General features: G+C 67.6%; 12 protein-coding genes and 1 riboswitch. Of the genes, 7 read left to right on the top strand and 5 right to left on the bottom strand.

What is annotated here, in order from left to right; genetic code table 11:
* The first annotated feature begins 20 nt into the window (after positions 1-20).
* Complete coding sequence (locus EDC25_RS07155; protein WP_164484090.1) at positions 21-578, top strand: ECF-type sigma factor; 558 nt, start codon at positions 21-23, stop codon at positions 576-578.
* Positions 565-3258, top strand: a complete 2694-nt coding sequence (locus EDC25_RS07160) for a serine/threonine-protein kinase (protein WP_123522477.1) — start codon at positions 565-567, stop codon at positions 3256-3258. The genes EDC25_RS07155 and EDC25_RS07160 overlap by 14 nt, the downstream gene beginning before the upstream one ends.
* A 57-nt stretch (positions 3259-3315) precedes the next feature.
* On the opposite strand, the gene thiC is transcribed toward EDC25_RS07160, so the two are convergent.
* The 3 genes from thiC to EDC25_RS07175 all read right to left on the bottom strand — a co-directional run bounded on the left by thiC (position 3316) and on the right by EDC25_RS07175 (position 8701).
* A complete protein-coding gene (gene thiC, locus EDC25_RS07165; RefSeq protein WP_132577372.1) occupies positions 3316-5205 on the bottom strand; it encodes a phosphomethylpyrimidine synthase ThiC in 1890 nt (629 codons plus the stop codon).
* Between the two features lie 110 nt (positions 5206-5315).
* Positions 5316-5414, bottom strand: a riboswitch (TPP riboswitch).
* A gap of 737 nt (positions 5415-6151) precedes the next feature.
* Entirely contained in the window at positions 6152-7762 is a 1611-nt protein-coding gene (locus EDC25_RS07170; protein WP_123522478.1) for a Na/Pi cotransporter family protein, read from the bottom strand.
* 285 nt (positions 7763-8047) lie between these two features.
* The gene (locus EDC25_RS07175; RefSeq protein ID WP_123522479.1) at positions 8048-8701 is read right to left on the bottom strand and encodes a TetR/AcrR family transcriptional regulator; all 654 of its coding nucleotides are present in this window, start codon (positions 8699-8701) and stop codon (positions 8048-8050) included.
* A 90-nt stretch (positions 8702-8791) separates the two neighbouring features.
* On the opposite strand from EDC25_RS07175, the gene EDC25_RS07180 reads away from it, so the two are divergent.
* From EDC25_RS07180 to EDC25_RS07200, 5 genes are all read left to right on the top strand, one after another.
* Positions 8792-9907 (top strand): efflux RND transporter periplasmic adaptor subunit, encoded by a 1116-nt coding sequence (locus tag EDC25_RS07180; RefSeq protein ID WP_123522480.1) that lies wholly within the window; start codon positions 8792-8794, stop codon positions 9905-9907.
* A gap of 21 nt (positions 9908-9928) precedes the next feature.
* Complete coding sequence (locus EDC25_RS07185; protein ID WP_123522481.1) at positions 9929-13015, top strand: efflux RND transporter permease subunit; 3087 nt, start codon at positions 9929-9931, stop codon at positions 13013-13015.
* A 130-nt stretch (positions 13016-13145) separates the two neighbouring features.
* On the top strand, positions 13146-13802 hold the full coding sequence (locus EDC25_RS07190; protein ID WP_132577373.1) for a protein-L-isoaspartate O-methyltransferase family protein: 657 nt from the start codon (positions 13146-13148) through the stop codon (positions 13800-13802).
* Positions 13803-13860: 58 nt separating this feature from the next.
* Complete coding sequence (locus EDC25_RS07195) at positions 13861-15261, top strand: TolC family outer membrane protein (RefSeq protein WP_123522482.1); 1401 nt, start codon at positions 13861-13863, stop codon at positions 15259-15261.
* A 187-nt stretch (positions 15262-15448) separates the two neighbouring features.
* Complete coding sequence (locus tag EDC25_RS07200; protein ID WP_123522483.1) at positions 15449-15907, top strand: bacteriohemerythrin; 459 nt, start codon at positions 15449-15451, stop codon at positions 15905-15907.
* Positions 15908-16242: 335 nt separating this feature from the next.
* On the opposite strand, the gene EDC25_RS07205 is transcribed toward EDC25_RS07200, so the two are convergent.
* Positions 16243-17082: a hypothetical protein gene (locus EDC25_RS07205; protein ID WP_123522484.1), complete on the bottom strand. Its 840-nt coding sequence runs from the start codon at positions 17080-17082 to the stop codon at positions 16243-16245.
* On the bottom strand, positions 17009-19480 hold the full coding sequence (locus tag EDC25_RS07210) for an acyl-CoA dehydrogenase (protein WP_123522489.1): 2472 nt from the start codon (positions 19478-19480) through the stop codon (positions 17009-17011). Before EDC25_RS07210 ends, EDC25_RS07205 begins: the two co-directional genes overlap by 74 nt.
* Positions 19481-19526 lie beyond the last annotated feature (46 nt).

Genomic DNA, 19526 nt, shown 5'->3' on the forward strand with positions numbered 1-19526 from the left:
TTTTTCGAGGCGGACCCGCCGTGGCTGATATCACCTTGTTGCTGTCCGGCACCCGCGAAGATGGCAGGCCCGATCTGGGCGCGGTGTTCGACCAGCTGTATGACGAACTCAAGCGGATCGCGATCGCCCGGGTCGCGGAACTTGGCCAGCGCGACACGCTGTCTGCCACCGGACTGGTGCACGAGGCTTATCTAAAGCTCATCGCCGCCGACCAGCTGTCGCTCTCCTCGCGCAAGCATTTCTTCGCCTGTGCCGCACGCGCCATGCGGCAGATCCTGATCGACCGCAACCGCGGCGCACTGGCGGCGAAGCGCGGCGCCGACTTCGAGCGCATCACCCTGTCGCGCTGTGACGCCGAAGCGGCAACCCCGGCACTCCTGGATCTCGACCGCGCCCTGGACGATCTTGAACAGATCGACCCCGACCTGCGGGAGCTGGTCGAACTACGCTATTTCGCCGGCCTCTCGCTCGCGGTAATCGCCGAGCTGCGCGGCATTTCCCTGCGCACCGCCGCGCGCGACTGGGAACGCGCACGGACGCTGCTGCAGATGCGACTCGACGCCGATGCAATCCGGTGAACTGAACCGCTGGCGGGAAGCCAACCGGCTTTTTGCCGAGTGGCTGGCGCTTGAAGAAGCCGCCCGTCACGACTGGCTTGCATCGCTGCGCGCGGACGAGGATGTGGCCACGCTGCTGCGACAGCTCGTCGCGCGCCATGCCGCCGATGATGGCGCGACGCTGGGCTTCGCCGGGACGATCGCTGCCGTCCCGTCTGCGGTACCTGTCCGCAACGCACTGTCCGGCCGCCGAATCGGGGACTGGACACTGCTGGACGAACTCGGTCGGGGCGGCATGTCCGTCGTCTACCGTGCCCGTCGTGACGGCGGCTTCGATCAATTCGCCGCCATAAAGCTGCTCGGCCTTGCCGCACTGGGGTCGGACGGCACTTCCAGGTTCGAACACGAACGCGCCGTGCTTGCCCGGCTGAGGCATCCGCACATCGCAACGCTGATCGACGGCGGCATCGCCGACGACGGCACGCCGTATCTGGCGATGGCGCTGGTCGAGGGTCTCGACCTCGCCACGTACTGCGACACGTTCAAGCTCGACTGGCGCCACCGGGTCCGGCTCGTCCGCATGGTCTGCGACGCCGTCGCCTATGCCCATCGCAACCTGCTGGTCCATCGGGACATCAAGCCATCCAACATCCTGGTTACCCGGGAAGGATTGCCGATACTGCTGGACTTCGGTATCGCGAAGCTGCTCGATGTCGATACGGACCACACACGCACCGGGATGCGCGCGCTCACGCCCGCATACGCCGCACCGGAGCAGTTGAATGCCGATATCGTAACCACGGCGACGGATGTGTACGCGCTGGGCATCGTGCTGCGCAACCTGTGTGATCGCATCCCGTCGATTCCCGTCGATCTGCGCAACATCATTGCCAAGGCGACCCGCGGCGAGCCGGATCGGCGGTATCCGGATGCACGCGCACTGGGCGAGGACCTCGACAATCTGCTCCAGCAGCGTCCCGTCGAGGCCACGCCTGACAGCTGGGCCTACCGCCTGAGCGTTCTACTGCGGCGTCGCCGCGGCGCCGTGGTGGCTGGCGTGCTCGTGGTCGCATCGCTGGTGGCCGGCCTGAGCGTGGCCCTCTGGCAGGCACATCGGGCGGCGCAGGAAGCCATGGAGGCACGCCGTCAGGCCGCGCGCGCCGAGGCCAGCCGGGACTTCCTTTTTTCCATAGTCCACGCCGGCGACCGGACACACGGCAATGACGCGGATGTCCCGGTATCGCAGGTCATCCAGCGTGGCGTACTCGCGCTGCAGGACCAGCCTCCCGAGGATCCGGAGCTGCATGCGGAAATGGCCATGATGCTGGGCGAGCTGGAGACGATCGTTGGCCAGTATGACAGTGCGATGCGGCTTTTCGACGCCTCGGGTAAACAGTTGTCGGTATTGGACAATCCCGCGCTCGTCGCCGGGTTGTCGGTGCGACGTGGCGTACTCGCAAACACGCGCGGCGATCCCGCCGCAGCGATTTCCCACTTCGAAGATGCATTGGCCGCCGCACGGGGCGTGCCGGACGAACGCAAGGCCGCGCTGGTTCCCGCTGCGCTGGACGGCTGGGCCTATGCCATGGACAACACCGGCCGGGGCGACGAAGCCAGGCACCATCTCGAGGAAGTTCTCGCCACCGCCTCGTACGCGCCACCGGATTCCGATGCCCACGTCGCCCTGCTGGTCGCGCTGCAGTCGGTCACGCGCAACCCACCGGATCGCCTCGCGCTGCTCAGGCGCATCGATGATGCGTACAGGAAGCTCAGACCGTCCTTGACCGACCGCATCGTACTCGCGCACGGAATGGCGTCGGCCCATCTGGCATTGCGACAGCCGGCCGAGGCGCTGCCTTGGGCCCGCGAGGCCTCCCACCTGACCGACCGCGCGCACCCGGGTGCGACAATCCGGCGTGCGCGGGCCCGCAACAATCTTGGCAATGCCGCGTCGCACGCCTTTTCACTTGGAGAGGCGGTTGCGGCCCACCGCTTTTCGCTGGACCTGTACCGTCAGCTCGGGGACGAACGCTCGCCGGCCTATGCCGCCGCGCTGCACAATCTGGGTGTCCTGCTCCGGGACATCGGCCATCCGCAGGCTGCACTGCCCCTGCTTGAACAGGCCACCGCGCTGGCCCGGGAACATTTCGGGGACGCCGATATCCGGCGTATCCATGCGCAACGCAATCTGGCCCTGGCACGGGCGTTCAGCGGGGATGCCTTTATTGCCGCGACGGAATGGCAGGACGCCCTGCGGCTGTTGCCGGACTCCGCGAGCGCCCTTGACCGGCACGACATGTGGGTGTCCGGCGCACTCATTGCCGCATCACGCAAGGACGCCGCCGAGACAGAACGGCTTGCGGGCGAGATCACCCGTCTCGTCGCGGCCGAGGCCAGCCCTTTGCTGGCCAACCCGCGTGCGCGCGCATGGCAGCGCGGGCTGCCAGCCATCGCCACGGCACTGCATGGCGACGCTGCCGCCGCACAACAGTTGTTCCAGGAGGCCCTTGCCGATGTCGACCACGCGCATCACGCCGACTGGGCCGCCCATCGCCACATCCTTCTCGTCTGGGCGGAGCACTGCGACCGCGAGGGTGACGGCGACGCCGCGCGTCGGCACCGCGCCGACGCCGCGGCCCTGCTACGCGCCGGCGGCCTCGAAGCCGATGACCTCAGCGGAACCGCGGTCCTGCCGGACTGACATCATCCAGCGGGTGCCGCTGGCGTGGTCCGGCAACGGCCTCCGAGGAAGCCGCGCTCAGGTTTGCCGGTAGACCTCCGCGCCTTCGGCACGGAACTGCGCCGCCTTCTCGGCCATGCCGGCCTCCAGGGCGGCCGTCTCGTCGGCACCGATGCTGGCCGCGTAGTCGCGCACGTCCTGGGTGATCTTCATCGAACAGAAGTGCGGGCCGCACATGGAGCAGAAGTGCGCCAGCTTGGCGCCTTCCTGCGGCAGCGTCTGGTCGTGGAATTCTCGTGCCTTCTCGGGATCCAGCGACAGGTTGAACTGGTCTTCCCAGCGGAACTCGAAGCGCGCCCTGGACAGGGCGTTGTCCCGCACCTGCGCGCCGGGCAGCCCCTTCGCCAGGTCGGCAGCGTGCGCGGCCAGCTTGTAGGTGATGATGCCGTCGCGCACGTCCTGCTTGTCGGGCAGGCCCAGATGTTCCTTCGGCGTGACATAGCAGAGCATGGCGCAGCCATGCCAGCCGATCTGTGCCGCGCCGATCGCGCTGGTGATGTGGTCATAGCCTGGCGCGATGTCGGTGGTCAGTGGCCCCAGGGTGTAGAACGGCGCCTCGTAGCAGTGGCGCAGCTCCTCCTCCATGTTCTCCCTGATGAGATGCATGGGCACGTGGCCGGGGCCTTCGATCATCACCTGCACGTCGTGCTTCCATGCGAGCTGTGTCAGCTCGCCCAGCGTGCGCAGCTCGGCGAACTGCGCCGCGTCGTTGGCGTCGGCGATGCTGCCCGGGCGCAGACCGTCGCCCAGCGAGAAGCTGACGTCGTAGGCCTTCATGATCTCGCAGATTTCCTCGAAGTGTTCGTAGAGGAAGCTCTCGCGGTGATGCGCCAGGCACCACTTGGCCATGATCGAGCCGCCACGGCTGACGATGCCGGTGACGCGATCGGCTGTGAGGGGGATGTAGGCCAGGCGCACGCCGGCGTGGATGGTGAAGTAGTCCACGCCCTGCTCGGCCTGCTCGATCAGCGTGTCGCGGAAGATTTCCCAGGTCAGCTCCTCGGCCTTGCCGCCGACCTTTTCCAGTGCCTGGTAGATGGGCACCGTGCCAATGGGCACCGGCGAGTTGCGCAGGATCCATTCCCGCGTCTCGTGGATGTGCTTGCCGGTCGACAGGTCCATGACCGTGTCGGCGCCCCAGCGCGTCGCCCAGACCATCTTTTCCACCTCTTCGGCGATGGAGCTGGTGACGGCGCTGTTGCCGATGTTGGCGTTGATCTTCACCCGGAAATTGCGGCCGATGATCATCGGCTCCAGTTCCGGATGGTTGATGTTGGCCGGAATGATGGCACGCCCGGCGGCCACCTCGGCGCGGACGAATTCCGGAGTCACCTCGGCGGGCAGCAGGGCCCCGAAGGGCTGGCCGGCGTGCATGCGTCGCAGGTAGCCCGCCTTCTCATAGCTCTCCCTGAGTTCCTGCAGGCGGGCGTTCTCGCGGATGGCGATGAACGCCATCTCCGGCGTGATGAGGCCGCGGCGCGCGTAGTGCATCTGGCTGACGTTGGCACCGGCAAGTGCGCGCCGTGGCGCCCGCCGGTGCTGGAAACGCAGGTGGGCGGTGCGCTCGTCGGCGGCACGGCGGCGGCCGAACTCGCTGCTCAGGTCGGGCAGCGATTCGGAATCCCCTCGCTCGGCGATCCACGCCGAACGCAGCGGCGCGAGGCCGGCAAGCAGGTCGATCTTCGCGTCCGGATCGGTGTAGGGCCCGGATGTGTCGTACACGGTAACCGGCGCATTCGGCTCCAGGCCAGATTGCGTGCGTGTGGGCGACAGCGTGATTTCACGCATCGGCACACGCACGCCGTCGCTGCCTTCGACATAGATCCGGCGGCTGCCCGGCAGCGGCTGGCGGACATCGGCCGACAGTTCGGCGGCCTTGAGGAGCAGTTCGGTGGCGACGGCGTTCATGGCGTTTCCCCTCGTGGTGGCGCGGGAAAACGGACGCACGTTGCCCGTGCTGCAGGGATGCCGGCGCCGGGCCGGCACGCGCCACGCACAGCGCGACGCCTGCAGTCGTACGGGCAATGCCTTCGCCTTCCCTACGCCGGTGCAAACCGGATCAGGTTCCAGGAGACTCTCTCAGCCGGCCACGAAGACCGGCACCCCCGGCGAACATCCGGCCCGTGATACCGCCGCGGGCCGACGGCGGCACCATACGCCAGCGGAACGGCATGGACAAGGGCCGTCCGATCAGACGTGATCCGGGCCTGCGAAGCTCTGGGGTGCGCATAGTCGCTGTCGGCCGCTTTTATATCCGGGCGCTCAGAAGTGCTCGTTTCTTCATCCGTGCCGATGGAATTGGCCTTGTCGATGGAGGTACTTGGAGTCGACGCGGCGGCGCTGCCGCCCGGCACACGGGGACGCCTGGCCTTCGCTCTCGACGCGCCGCTGGCGCCGCGCGCGAACGTACCGACCAGTACAGCCGCCACACCGGTACCGCCAACGCACTGCCGAACCGTCTCTTCGCGCCGGGCGGTCCTGACGCATGCGCAATACAGCGGCCACCACCGAAACAGGACGGTAACGTGTACGGGTACATTCCTGGCCCGACCCTCGACGGCGGCGGTGTTTTTGCATGCATTGCCGGCTTCGGGATTCTTGCCGCCGCGGGCCGGCCGAGGCTGCTGGAATTCCGCGCCATCGCCGGACCAACGGGCACCACACTCGTCCATGTCGACGTGGCGCCGGAGGACGACACGGCGCGCCTTCCATCCGGCGCGGCCGCCTTACCCGTGCCGGCAACCTGGCCGTTGTCGTGCCTGGCGCCCAGACCGGTCACAGTGATGACACGGATGCAGCGCCGACGACGCCGACGGCAGCGTCAGCGAACACCTTGGAGGCGCCGGTTTGCGGTTCACCCCGAAATTCCAGTGTCGACAGTTTCATGGACGGACAACGTCCGCCCGTCGTCGAGCTTCTTGAGGTAATGCAATGCCCGGCGGACATGGTGGACGATCTGTTCCAGCCAACGCTGCGCATTGAGGGCGCGCATCGCCGCGTCCGTCTCCATGCGGCCGGTGGCAGCCGCATCCATGATCGAGGTGCGCAGTAACGCCAGCGTGTCGAGCCGCGCATCGGTGAGCAGTGCCGGCGAGGGCCGGCCGCCCTCACGCTCGAGTTCGCGGGCACTGTCCAGAAGACCCTGGCCGAGTACGACCGCGTAGTCGTGCAATGCCGGCATCACCTCGAGATCGACATCGCGCCCAGCGAGGCTGGCGACCCGTACGAACTGGCGCACATGGTCCAGCAGGTGAAGGGTGTCGGCGAGCCTCGCGACTGTACGGGCATCAGCGGTGGGCAGGCGCTCCACGAGTTCGCCCGCCTGTCTGGCCGCCAACTGCCACTGCGTGTACTGCTCGTACGGCGCATGCTCGCGCGCAACCAGGCCCCGGCCAGAGGCTGCCAGTGCCTGTCCGAGAGCGCCGCGCAGCGTGGACACGGACGCAGCGATGGCGAGCGCGGGAACCTCGCGAAGAGCCGGATCCAGGTGCCGCGTCAGCGCACTGCGCTGTTCGGGCAGCAGCCAGCGGACGAAGCGGGCCAGCTGCGGCACCAGCGGAATGAAAAGAATGGCGCCGAACAGGCTGAAGGCGGTATGGAAGGCCGCGATCACCAGCGCGTGGTCGGCGCCGGTGGCGCGCGTACCCAGCAACGATTCCAGGGACGGGATCAGCCAGGGCAGGAAGAAGAACACCACCACGGCGACGACGGCATTGAAGATGACATGGACACAGGCGGTTCGCCGGGCCGCCACACTTGCGCCCACGGCCGCCAGCACCGCCGTGAACGTCGTGCCGATGTGCTGGCCGATCACCAGGGCGGCGGCCTGGTCCAGTCCGATGGTTCCACTCGCCGCCGCCGTGAGCGTGGTCGCGACCGCCGCACTGGAGGATTGCATGATCACCGTCATGACGATCCCGATGCCGACAAGCAGCAGGCGCACGCCGATTCCGGCGCCCCCGTAGGCGGCCAGGTCGAAACGGTCGGACAGTCCGGACATACCCGCCTGCAGGGCATCGATTCCGACGAAGATCAGGCCGAAGCCGGCCAGGACGTTGCCGGTTTCAGCCAGGCGGTCGCGACCGAGCAGCCGCATGACAGCGCCAATGCCCACGAGCGGCATTGCGAACGGGCCCATCGAGAACTTCATGCCCAGCAGCGAGACGATCCAGCCGGTGCTGGTCGTGCCCAGGTTGGCGCCGATGATCACGCCGATCGAGTTTTCGAAGGCGAGCAGCCCCGCGGAGACGAAGCCGATGGTGGCCAACGTCGTGGCGGTGGAGGACTGAACGACCAGGGTGATGCCCGCGCCTGTCGCGACCGCGCTCAGGCGGTTGCCGGTGAATCGGGCCAGCAGGCGACGCAGCGCGTCGCCGGCAATCGCCTTCAGGCCGTCGGTCATCAGGATCATGCCGAGCAGGAACAGCCCGACGCCGCCGAGGATTGCCGGATACGTTGCCGTCACGCGCCCACCTGCTGGTCACTCCCGTCCACCGGACCGGCGGACTTTAGCGCCTGCGGCGAATTCGCACTCCGGTCAGGGTGGCGAGGGTGGATTCGACTGTGCTGCGCGCGGGCGCTGCGGATGCTGGGCAGCGCTGCCGTTGGCACCGTTCCGGCTCCTCCACCCATGATCCGGCACATTGGGCCCCTACGCCAAAGGGAGGGCGACCCGACCACCGAAGCGGCAGCCTCACGTACCCGGTGCCCGGAAGAGACCAGGGACCCCCGATACCGGGAATGGGTACGACTACGCCTGCCCGCGGGGCGAATAGGCGCGCAGGAAGAACTCGACCACCGACTGCACGTGCGCCTCGTCGGCTTCCGGCGAGGCCGCGCCGACCGCGTCCGAACAGAGCATGCGCATGTTCACGGCGCCCTTGAGCAGGCAGAGGAAGTGGCCGGCGGCCACGGAGGTGTCCGGGATGTCCAGCTTGCCTGCGGCCACCGCGTTGGCCAGGAAACGCTCGAAGCTCTCGGTAATCCTTGCCGGCCCTGCCTGCCAGAACATCTGGCCCAGCTGCGGGCCATTGCGCTGGTCGGCCAGGATCATGCGGTGCAGGCTGATCGACACCTCGCTGGACACCAGCGCGAAGAAGCTGCGGGCGATCCGCAGCAGCACGTCGCGGATCGCGCCCGGCGGCACCTGCGGGAACAGCTCGTCCGGCAGCAGTTCACTGCACTTGGCCTCGATGGCGGCGACGAACAGCGTCTCCTTGTCACGGAAGTGGCTGTACACCGTCAGCTTGGACACACCGGCCTCGGCGGCGATGGCGTCCATGCTGACGCCGTCGAACCCACTGATCGGAAACAGCTTTTTCGCCGCCTCGAGGATCGCGGCGCGCTTCTCCAGATCCTTGGGACGGCCGGGTCCGGCAGGGAGCTTGATGGCGGGTGCATTCATTGAAATAAATACTGGACAGTTCAGTTTGGTATTCTTACTATACCGGCGCGTTCAATAACCTTAGCCCAACGACAGCCGCCGATGCCAGTCATGCGCGTCCATCCTCGTCCAATCCTACCCATCCTCGCCGGTGCCGCCTTGATCGTGGTCATGTGCCTGGCCGGTTGCAGCAAGGCGCCGGAGACGGTGGTCCCGGAACGCCCGGCCATCGTGTCACAACCGGTGCGCGCCAGCGATCACGCGCCCACCTACTTCAGCGGCGAGATCCGCGCCCGCCACGAAAGCCAGCTCGCCTTCCGGGTCGGCGGCAAGATCGAGCGGCGCCTGGTGGATGTCGGCGCGCGTGTCGATGCCGGCGATGTGCTGGTGACGCTGGATCCCGCCGACTTCCGCCTCCAGCTGGCGGCCGCCGAAGCGGCTGTCGCCTCGGCCACCGCCGACACCGGGCTGGCCCGCTCCGAGCGCGACCGCTACGCCACGCTGCTTGAGCGCAAGCTGATCAGCCAGTCACAGTTCGATGCCCAGGACACCGGGCTGGCCGCCGCCGAGGCGCGACTGGCGCAGGCTCGTGCCCAGCTCGACGTCGCCCGCAACCAGGTCCAGTACGCTCGACTGGTCGCCGACCGGGCCGGCGTCCTCACCTCCATCCAGGCCGAAACCGGCCAGGTCGTCGCGCCCGGGCAGGTCGTGGCCGTACTCGCCGAGGACGGCGAGCGCGAGGTCGTCATCGCACTGCCCGAGGCCGGCGTGGACCGCTATCCCGTCGGCACCGCCGCCCGCGTGGCCCTGTGGTCGGATCCCGGCCGGGTCCTGAACGGCACGCTGCGGGAAGTCGCGCCCGATGCCGACAGCGCCAGCAGGACCTGGCGCGCACGCGTCACCCTGCAGGACGACGACGGCAGCGTGAACCTAGGCCAGACCGCGCGCGTCCGCTTCGACACCGGCCGCCAGGATGGCACGCCGCACTGGGCGCTGCCGCTGGCCGCCCTGCACGTCAAGGACGCCGAGCCTGCGGTCTGGGTCCTGGACCCGGCGACGCGAGCCGTCGGCCTGCGCCCGGTCGAGGTCGGCGCCTACCGCGAGGACAGCGTCGAGGTCACTGGGGTATCGGAAAACGACTGGGTCGTCGTCGCCGGCGTGCACAAGCTGGCCGAAGGCCAGGTCGTGCGCCCGATCGACCGCGACAACCGCCCCGTCGGCTTCTGACCCGGCACGGACGATTCCGCCATGAGCCGGTTCAACCTCTCCGAATGGGCGCTGCGCCATCGCGGCCTCGTCCTGTATTTCATGATCCTCGTGGCCGTTATCGGGACGCTGTCGTTCCGTTCGCTCGGCCAGTCCGAGGACCCGCCCTTCACCTTCAAGGTGATGGTCGTCCGGACGATGTGGCCGGGCGCCAGCGCCGAGGAAGTGACGCGCCAGGTCACCGATCGCATCGAGGAAAAGCTCCAGGAGCTCTCCGAGATCGAGAGCATCCGCAGTTATTCGCGGCCCGGCGAATCGATGGTGTTCGTCGAACTGGCCGAGCGCCTGCCACGCCGTGACGTGCCGCAGGCGTTCTACCAGATCCGCAAGAAAATCGCCGACATCCGCCACACGCTGCCGGCGGAGGCGATCGGTCCGTTCTTCAATGACGAGTTCGGCGACACTTTCGGCAACATCTTCGCCCTGACCGGCGACGGCTTTGACGATGCCGCCCTGAAGGACTGGGCGCGCCGCCTCAAACTGGAACTGCTGCGCCTGCCCGGCGTCGCCAAGGTCGACCTCGTCGGCCTGCAGGACGAGAAAATCTTCATCGAGCTGGACAACAGCAAGCTGGCGACGCTGGGTGTCAGCTTCGAACAGGTGCAGGCGACGCTGGCGGCCCAGAACGCCATCGCGCCGGCGGGCTTTTTCGAAGGTGAACACGAACGCATCTACCTGCGCGCCACCGGCAGCTTCGATTCCGTCGAGTCCGTGCGCGAAATGCTGGTACGCGCCGATGGCCAGCTGTTCCGCCTCGGCGACGTCGCCACGGTCCGCCGCGGCTATGCCGATCCGCCCGCGTCGCGCATGCGCTACCTGGGCAGGGATGCGCTCGGTCTGGCCGTGTCGATGGTCGACCGCGGCAATATCCTCGAACTGGGCCGCCAGCTCGACGACGTCCTGCCGCGCCTGCAGTCGATGCTGCCCGTGGGCCTGGAACTGGAAAAAGTCGCCGACCAGCCTGCTTCGGTGCGCGCGTCGGTCGGCGAGTTCCTGCGCGTGCTTGCCGAAGCGGTGTTCGTGGTGCTGCTGGTGAGCTTCTTCTCGCTGGGCTTCCGCACCGGCCTGGTGGTGGCGATCTCCATTCCGCTGGTGCTGGCGATGACCTTCGGCGCCATGGCCTGGTTCGGCATCGACCTGCACAAGATCTCGCTCGGCGCGCTCGTCCTGGCGCTGGGCCTGCTGGTCGACGACGCGATCATTGCGGTCGAGATGATGGCGATCAAGATGGAACAGGGCATGGCGCGCCTGAAGGCGGCCGCGTTCGCCTACACCAGCACGGCGTTCCCGATGCTGACCGGCACGCTGATCACCGCCGCCGGCTTCCTGCCGATCGCGACCGCGGCCTCGAACACTGGCGAATACACCCGCTCGCTGTTCCAGGTGGTCACGATCGCGCTGCTGCTGTCCTGGGTCGTGGCCGTGGTCTTCGTGCCCTGGCTGGGTCATCGCCTGCTGCCGGACCTGGCCGCACAGGCGCAGGCGAAGGGCCACCACGCCGATCCCTACCAGCGCCGTTTCTACCAGCGCTACCGCAGCCTGCTGCAGGGCGCGCTGCGCCACCGCTGGCTGGTGATCGCCGGCACCGTGGCGCTGTTCGCCGGTTCAGTGCTCGGATTCGGCCTGGTCGAGCAGCAGTTCTTCCCGTCGTCGACGCGTCCGGAACTGCTGGTGGACATCAAGCTGCCTGAAGGCGCTTCGCTGAAAGCGACGCGCGCCCAGGTCGAAAAGCTGGAAAGCCATCTCGCCGGCGACGAGGATCTGGTCAATTACGTCGCCTTCGTCGGTGCCGGTGCACCGCGCTTCTACCTGCCGCTGGACCAGCAGTTGCCGCAGGCGTCGTTCGCGCAGTTCGTGCTGCTGGCGCGCGACCTCGAGGCGCGCGAGCGCGTCCGCAGTCGGCTCATGGCGCTGTTCAACGAAGACTTCACCGAAGCGCGCACGCGCGTGCTGCGACTGGAGAACGGACCGCCCGTGGGTTACCCGGTGCAGTTCCGCGTGTCCGGCGAGGACATCGGCCTTTCGCGCCAGTTCGCCCATCGCATGGCCGGCCTGATGCGCGCCGATCCGGCGCTGCGCGAGGTCCACCTGGACTGGGAGGAACCCAGCAAGGTCGTCCGCCTGGTCATCGACCAGGACCGCGCGCGCGCCGTCGGCGTCAGTTCGCAGCAGGTCGCGACATTCCTGCAAAGCGCCCTGACCGGTGCGCCGATCAGCGTCTATCGCGAGGACAACGAGCTGATCGACATCGTCCTTCGCGGCGACGAGAAAGCGCGCCTGCGCCTGTCCTCGCTGGACAGCCTGGCAATGCCGACCAGCCACGGCCAGACGGTGTCGCTGTCACAGGTCGCGCGCTTCGACTACGCGCTCGAGGAAGGCATCATCTGGCGCCGCGACCGGCTGCCGACCATCACCGTCCGTGCCGACATCGCCGATGGCATACAGCCGGCCACCGTGACGGCCCGCGTCGACAGCCAGATGGATGCGCTGCGCGCGGAACTGCCGGTCGGCTACCGCATCGAGATCGGTGGCTCGGTGGAGGCCAGCAGCAAGGGCCAGGCCTCGGTCAACGCCGGGATGCCGCTGTTCATCCTGGTCGTGCTGACCGTGCTGATGTTCCAGCTCGGCAGCTTCCAGCGCACCCTCCTGGTGGTGCTGACGGCGCCGCTGGGCCTGATCGGCGTGGTCGCCTTCCTGCTGTTGTTCCGGGTGCCGTTCGGCTTCGTCGCCATGCTCGGCACGATCGCCCTGTTCGGCATGATCATGCGCAACTCGGTGATCCTGGTCGACCAGATCGAGCAGGACATCGCCGCCGGCCATGGCCGCTGGCAGGCCATCGTCGACGCCAGCGTCCGCCGCTTCCGGCCCATCGTCCTGACGGCCATGACCGCCGTCCTGGCGATGATCCCGTTGTCGCGCAGCGACTTCTATGGCCCCATGGCGGTCGCGATCATGGGTGGCCTGATCGTCGGCACGGCGCTGACCCTGGTATTCCTGCCGGCGCTGTACGCTGCGTGGTTCGGCGTCCATGAAAACGAGCCGCCAAGGGCGGTCGAGGATGAATCCTGACACCGGGTGGATCCCCGACGGTGACTTCCGGCACTGCGCCAGCCTGAACGCCTGCGGCAGTCTGCGGTTTGCCGTGGAAAGTGCCGGGGCTTACCATTTCCGGCCACTTTTCACCCTTATCCTGCCCATCATGACCATCGACCTGAACCTCGCCCGCGAAAACATGATCGAACAGCAGATCCGCCCCTGGGAGGTGCTGGATCCGCGCGTGCTCGACAGTTTCCGCGCCGTGCCGCGCGACCGCTTCGTTCCCGAGGCGTACCGCGATGTCGCCTACAGCGACGTGGCGATTCCCCTGGGCGATGGCGAGCACATGATGAAGCCGGTGGTCGAGGGCCGCGTGCTGCAGGCGCTGGACCTGGCCGGCAGCGAGAACGTGCTGGAAATCGGCACCGGCTCCGGCTACCTCACCGCCTGCCTGGCGACGCTGGCGGGCAGGGTGACGAGTGTCGAGATCAACGAACGGCTGTTCAACGCCGCCCGCGAGCGGCTGGCGAACCGCGCCGATTCCGTCACCGTGCTGCTGGCTGACGCCTTGGCCGGCTTCAAGCCCGAGCAGCGCTTCGACGCCATCGTCGTCACCGGCGCGGTGGCGGCGATTCCGAAACTGTTCCTGGACTGGCTGGCGCCGGCCGGTCGCCTGTTCGCTGTGCGCGGGCAGTCGCCGGCAATGGAAGCCGTGCTGGTCACCCGCGTCGACGGCGGCAGCCATCGCACCGACAGCCTGTTCGAAACCGAACTGGGCTATCTGCGCGGTGCCGAACCCAAGCCGGTTTTCGCACTCTGAACCCCGAATTCCCTTCACACCCGCGGGCCCAGCGCCCAAGCAGACAAGAGCCGACACCATGAGATTTCGATACAAGCCCCTGATCGCCGCACTCGCCCTGTCCGTGGCCGGTGCCGCCAGCGCCGCGGATCTGATCGAAGTCTATGACCTGGCGCGACAGAACGACCCGAGCCTGGCCGCTGCCGAGGCGCAGAGCCTCGCCCTCGGCCAGGTCGTGCCGATCGCGCGCTCGGCCCTGCTGCCGCAGATCGGCGGCAGCGTCGGCGTGACCGAGCGCCGCAATTCGTCGGATTACGGCGACGGCAGCCACGATTCCACCGATGGCCGTTCACGGACCTGGAACCTGCGCCTCGACCAGAGCATTTTCGACTGGGGCAACTACACCAACCTCGGCGCCGCCCGCGCGCAGCGCGCGCAGGCCCAGGCCGATTACGAGGCCGCCGTCGACGGCCTGCTGCTGCGGGTCTCCGAGACCTACTTCGCGGTACTGACCGCCGAAGACGCGCTGGCGTTCGCCGAGGCGGAGGAACGCGCGGTCGGCCGCCAGCTGGAGCAGGCCGAGCAGCGTTTCGAAGTCGGGTTGACCGCGGTCACCGACGTGCACGAAGCCCGCGCCCGCCACGACAGCGCGCGCGCCGCCGTGATCAATGCCCGCTTCGCCCTGGACGATGCCCGCGAGGCGCTGTCGGAGATCACCGGCGTCGCCCACGGCGAACTCAAGGGGCTGCGCCTGAACATCCCGCTGGAAGGCCCGCAGCCGGATTCCCTGCAGGAATGGGAAGAAGCCGCCGTACAGGCCAGTCCCGCGCTGGCGTCGCGCCGCTTCGCCCTGGAAGCCGCGCAGAAGAACATCGGCACCGCCCGCTCCGGACACCTGCCCAGCCTGGGTGCCACCGTCACCTACGGCGATACCCACCGCATGTCCGGTTCGGTGCCGATCACGTCCAACACCGTGATCGACGGCCGTGACACCGTCATCGGCCTGTCGCTGAACGTGCCGATCTTCGCCGGCTTCGCCACCCAGGCCCGCGTGCGCCAGGCCATCTACCAGCGCGACGCCGCCGAGGACCTTCTGGAAGCCCAGCGCCGCCTGCTGCAGCGGCAGACCCGCAACGACTTCCGCGCCATTGGCGCCGGCATCAGCTCGGTCGAAGCCCGCCGCCAGGCGCTGCTGTCGGCGCAGAGCGCGCTGGAAGCGACGCAGGCCGGTTTCGAGGTCGGCACCCGTACCATCGTCGACGTGCTGCTGTCGCAGCAGCTGCTGTTCCAGGCGCAGCGCGACTATTCCAACGCCCGCCACCAGTTCATCCTCAGCGGCCTGCGCCTCAAGCACACCGCCGGCGTGATCGACTACGACGACCTCGCCGGCGTCAACGCGCTGCTGACCAGCGAGCGCCTGTCGCCGGAAGAGATCGGCGCGCGCGTCGCCGCCGAGGCGAACGACAGCGGCAACCGCTGACGCACCCGATCACTGCGCGGCCGGTTTCCACCGGTCCGCAGCAGCGTGACCCCGGCCCGGACGGCGTAAGCCCTCCGGGCTTTTTCATGGCCGGCGTATCCATTCGTGTCGACTCAATGACTTCGATCAAGGTGTCGGAAAAGCGCTGTCCCTATCGTGGGCACCAGGATTTCTGGAGACCCCGGCGGTGGCCCTTCTCATCTGGAACGAAGACCTGGAAACAGGCATCGATGTCATCGACGAGCAGCACAAACGCATCGTCGAGCTGATCAACCGGCTCACGCTCGTGGCCAAGGGCAAGATCGAGGGCAACGTCGGCGAGGTGCTGGCCGAGCTGGTCGACTACACGCTGTCGCACTTCGTCTTCGAGGAAGAGCTGATGGAGGAAGCCGGCTATCCCTTCAGCAAGGCGCACAAGCGCGTGCACGACATCTTCACGGCGCGCGTCAGCGAGTACCAGATGCGCTTCAACGCCGGCGAGGATGTCACCGACGCCCTGCGCGACATGCTCTCGCGCTGGCTGTTCAATCACATCAAGGGTGACGACAAGGCCTACGCGCGCACGGTGCGCCGTCATCTCGAACGCAATACCAGCTGGCACGCCAAGCCCCGCAAGCCCTGGTACGCGCGACTGTTCGGCGGCTGACTCTTTCGCAAGGCCGATGCCGGGTCAGGGGTTTTCCGGCATGAGGGTGCAGCGTGCGGGGAGGCCTGCGCTGCTGCCGTCTGGCAAACCTGCGCCGGTTATCGCTCCCTCCGGCGCAGCCCTTTTTTCCTTTCCGTGCAGGCTGCGGACCGGCGCGCAGCATGCCGCGATCACATCCGCAGCCGGTGCCATGACAGGCGGCGGCCATGCAGCGGCTTGAAGCAGCGAAAGCCGCTCAAGCGCATTGCCTCCGAGGGTGCCGGCAGGCCGGCGCGAATGCGTCGGAACGTAGCAGTCCCGGCGTGTGTGGAACAGATCTGGTGTGCGCCGGCCGGTCAGTCGTATCCGTCCGGGTCGAGCACTTCGGTCAGCGCAGCGTTCATCAACTTGTCCCAGTTCATGCGCGCCGGGCTGTCGCCCGACAGGCGATGCACGGGCGATTCATCCTGGTGGTAATGGAAGATGCCGGAACGGCCTTCGCCGTCGAAGTACAGGTGGCCGCTGCCTTCCAGGCGGGGACAGGTCCAGCGGCCGATCACGGTGTAGCGGCTGTCGAGGCTGCCCGCCTGCTCGACACTGATGACGGCGTGGGCACGGCCCGGCTCCAGATCCGGGCGGTCATTGCCCCAGGTCCAGCGGATGGCATCGACCAGGCCCCGCGAACGGACCCGCTGCCATTGCGCGGTGTCGTCAGCGGAAAGCCGTTGCATTTCGCCCAGCGGCCAGACTGACAGCGCCTTCAGCGCGTCGTCGCCCTTGAACGAACCGTGTTGCCGTAAGAAGCCGGGAACGTCCGGCGGGAACGGGATCGCCGAGAGGTCGCGGACCGACTCGATGAGTGCCTCGTCGGCCGCATCGCCGAAGCGGGCGAAACTGGCAGGGCGATCCAGATGATCCTGCAGTGTCGCCCCGGCGCGACGCTGTTGCTTCAGGTAGGCGTAGTCGTCGCGACGGCGGTCCAGCTCTTCGGCGTTGAATTTTCGACGACGGACCGGAAACGTACTTGCGTGGCGGTGTCCATGGCCACCAGCGTAGGCGGGTAGGCCAGCATCCCGACCAGGATCGGGATGCCGGCAACACCGCCGCGAGCGACCGCGATGCTCAGGCGACGGCGCGCAATCCTTCCGCAGCGCGCGCGCCCTTGGCCGAACGCAGGTCGGCCGGATCGAAGTCATCGACGTGGATGAACTCCATGGCCGCGGCGCGCGCCTTGAGCAGCAGCTCGCCCTCGGCGTCGGAGATCACGCCTTCGGCCACCGCTTCGGCGACCTGCTTGTCGTAGTCCAGCGCCTGGATCGACTTCGCGCGCATCGCCTTGATGAACTTGCGCTCCACCGGCTCGGCCTGGATGACCAGCGGCAGAATGGCGTCCATGCGGCCGATCGGATTGTTGGCCGTGGCTCCGCGATACACGCCTTCACAGAGACGGTCGCGCGTATCCGACGGCGCCAGCAGCTGCGTGCACAGGCGACGGCCGAGGCGGTCCGACGGCGCGCGCTCGCGGCGGCCGATGGGGAAGATCAGGAACGACATCAGCCAGGCCAGCCAGCGCACCGGGAAGTTGTCGATGAAGCCGGCGAGCGCGGTCTGGATGCGATGCACGCGATCATGCAGCGACCAGGCCAGCAGCAGTTTGTCGGCGTCGGGACGGCCCTGGTCCTCGTAGCGCTTGAGCACCGCCGAGGCGATGTACAGCTCGCTGAGCACGTCACCCAGGCGCGCCGACAGGCGCTCCTTCATCTTCAGCTTGCCGCCCAGCGCCAGCATCGCGATGTCGGAGCACAGGCCCAGCGCGGCGGCGTATCGGTCGAGCTTGCGGAAGTACTTGGCGGTATCCGAATGCGCCGGCGTGCGGCCGATGCGGGCGTGGATGAGGCCGAGCCAGAACGAGCGTACCGCGTTCGAAATCGCCAGGCCGATATGGGCGAACAGCAGGCCGTCGAACAGCTTCAGGCGCTGACCGGGATCCGGCTGCTGCAGCGCCTGCATCTCTTTCAACACCAGCGGATGGCAGCGGATCGCGCCCTGGCCGAAGATCATCAGGCTGCGTGTCATGATGTTCGCGCCTTCGACGGTGATCGCGATTGGCGAACCCATCCACGAACGTCCCAGGTAGTTCTTCGGCCCCAGGATCACGCCCTTGCCGCCATGGATGTCCATGGCGTCGCGGATGACTTCGCGACCCAGTTCGGTGGCGTGGTACTTGGCGATCGCCGAAGGGACAGCCGGACGCTCGCCGCGGTCGACGGCGGCGGCGGTGGAACGCGACAGCGCGGTGATTGCGTAGGTCTGGCCAAGAATGCGCGACAAGGCTTCCTGCACGCCTTCGAAATGGCCGACCGCCATGTTGAACTGCTTGCGCAGGCGCGCATACGCCGTGGTCGCCAGCGACGCCATCTGCGTGCCACCGGTGGCGTTCGAGGGCAGCGAAATCGCGCGGCCCACCGACAGGCACTCGACCAGCATGCGCCAGCCCTGGCCGGCATAGGCGGGACCACCGATCAGCGTATCGATCGGCACGAACACATCCTTGCCGTGGATCGGTCCGTTCTGGAACGGCACGTTCAGTGGCAGGTGGCGACGGCCGATCTCGATGCCCGGCGTTTCACGCGGCAGCAGCGCCAGCGAAATGCCGACGTCCTCGCTTTCGCCGATCAGGTGGTCCGGATCGTAGAGCCTGAAGGCCAGGCCGATGACGGTGGCCACCGGCGCCAGTGTGATGTAGCGCTTGTCGAAGGTCAGGCGGATGCCGAGCACTTCCCTGCCATCGACCACGCGCTTCTCGACGATGCCGTAATCGCTGATCGAGGTGGCGTCGGAGCCGGCGGTCGGGCTGGTCAGGCCGAAGCACGGGATCTCTTCGCCGACCGCCAGCTTCGGCAGGTAGCGCTGCTTCTGTTCGTCGGTGCCGTAATGCAGCAGCAGCTCGGCCGGGCCGAGCGAGTTGGGCACGGCCACGGTCGAGGACACGACGCCGGACATCGAGGCCAGCTTCACCAGCACGCGATGGTGGCCGTAGGCGGAGAAACCGAGGCCGCCGTATTCCTTGGGAATGATCATGCCGAAGAAGCGGTGCTTCTTCAGGAAGTCCCAGATCTCCGGCGGCATGTCCGCCAACTCGTGGCAGATCTGCCAGTCGTTGATCATCGCGCAGACTTCTTCGACCGGGCCGTCCATGAAGGCCTGCTCGTCGGCGCTCAGGCGTGGGGCCGGCTGCTTGAGCAGCACCTGCCAGTCCGGGCGGCCGGTGAACAGTTCGCCTTCGAACCCGACGGTGCCGGCTTCCAGCGCCACCTGCTCGGTTTCAGACAGCGACGGCAGCATCTTCTGGTACAGGCGCAGCACCGGACGGGTCAGGAACTGCTGGCGGAACGGCAGCAGGTTCAGCGGCACGGCGACCACCGCGAACAGCACCCAGGCGATGAGCGAGGCGATCCAGTGCACCTCGGTCGCGAAGGTCACCAATGCCAGTGCCACGGCGCTGACGATGGCCCAGTTGATGAGCTTCCACCGGTGGTAGGCGGCAATGCCGGCCACCAGCAGCAGGGTCACGTAGGGCAACGCGTTGATCATGGCGAACACTCTCGGAAGGATCGGAACGGGAGGGAGGACGTACGGC

The sequence above is a fragment of the Pseudofulvimonas gallinarii genome, assembly GCF_004343305.1.
Taxonomy (GTDB): domain Bacteria; phylum Pseudomonadota; class Gammaproteobacteria; order Xanthomonadales; family UBA2363; genus Pseudofulvimonas; species Pseudofulvimonas gallinarii.

Excerpts from the sequence above, each read along its gene's own strand:
- EDC25_RS07160 (WP_123522477.1), top strand. The coding sequence starts at position 565 with ATGCAATCCGGTGAACTGAACCGCTGGCGGGAAGCCAACCGGCTTTTT.
- thiC (WP_132577372.1), bottom strand. The coding sequence starts at position 5,205 with ATGAACGCCGTCGCCACCGAACTGCTCCTCAAGGCCGCCGAACTGTCG.
- EDC25_RS07175 (WP_123522479.1), bottom strand. The coding sequence starts at position 8,701 with ATGAATGCACCCGCCATCAAGCTCCCTGCCGGACCCGGCCGTCCCAAG.
- EDC25_RS07180 (WP_123522480.1), top strand. The coding sequence starts at position 8,792 with ATGCGCGTCCATCCTCGTCCAATCCTACCCATCCTCGCCGGTGCCGCC.
- EDC25_RS07185 (WP_123522481.1), top strand. The coding sequence starts at position 9,929 with ATGAGCCGGTTCAACCTCTCCGAATGGGCGCTGCGCCATCGCGGCCTC.
- EDC25_RS07190 (WP_132577373.1), top strand. The coding sequence starts at position 13,146 with ATGACCATCGACCTGAACCTCGCCCGCGAAAACATGATCGAACAGCAG.
- EDC25_RS07195 (WP_123522482.1), top strand. The coding sequence starts at position 13,861 with ATGAGATTTCGATACAAGCCCCTGATCGCCGCACTCGCCCTGTCCGTG.
- EDC25_RS07205 (WP_123522484.1), bottom strand. The coding sequence starts at position 17,082 with ATGACTTCGATCCGGCCGACCTGCGTTCGGCCAAGGGCGCGCGCGCTG.
- EDC25_RS07210 (WP_123522489.1), bottom strand. The coding sequence starts at position 19,480 with ATGATCAACGCGTTGCCCTACGTGACCCTGCTGCTGGTGGCCGGCATT.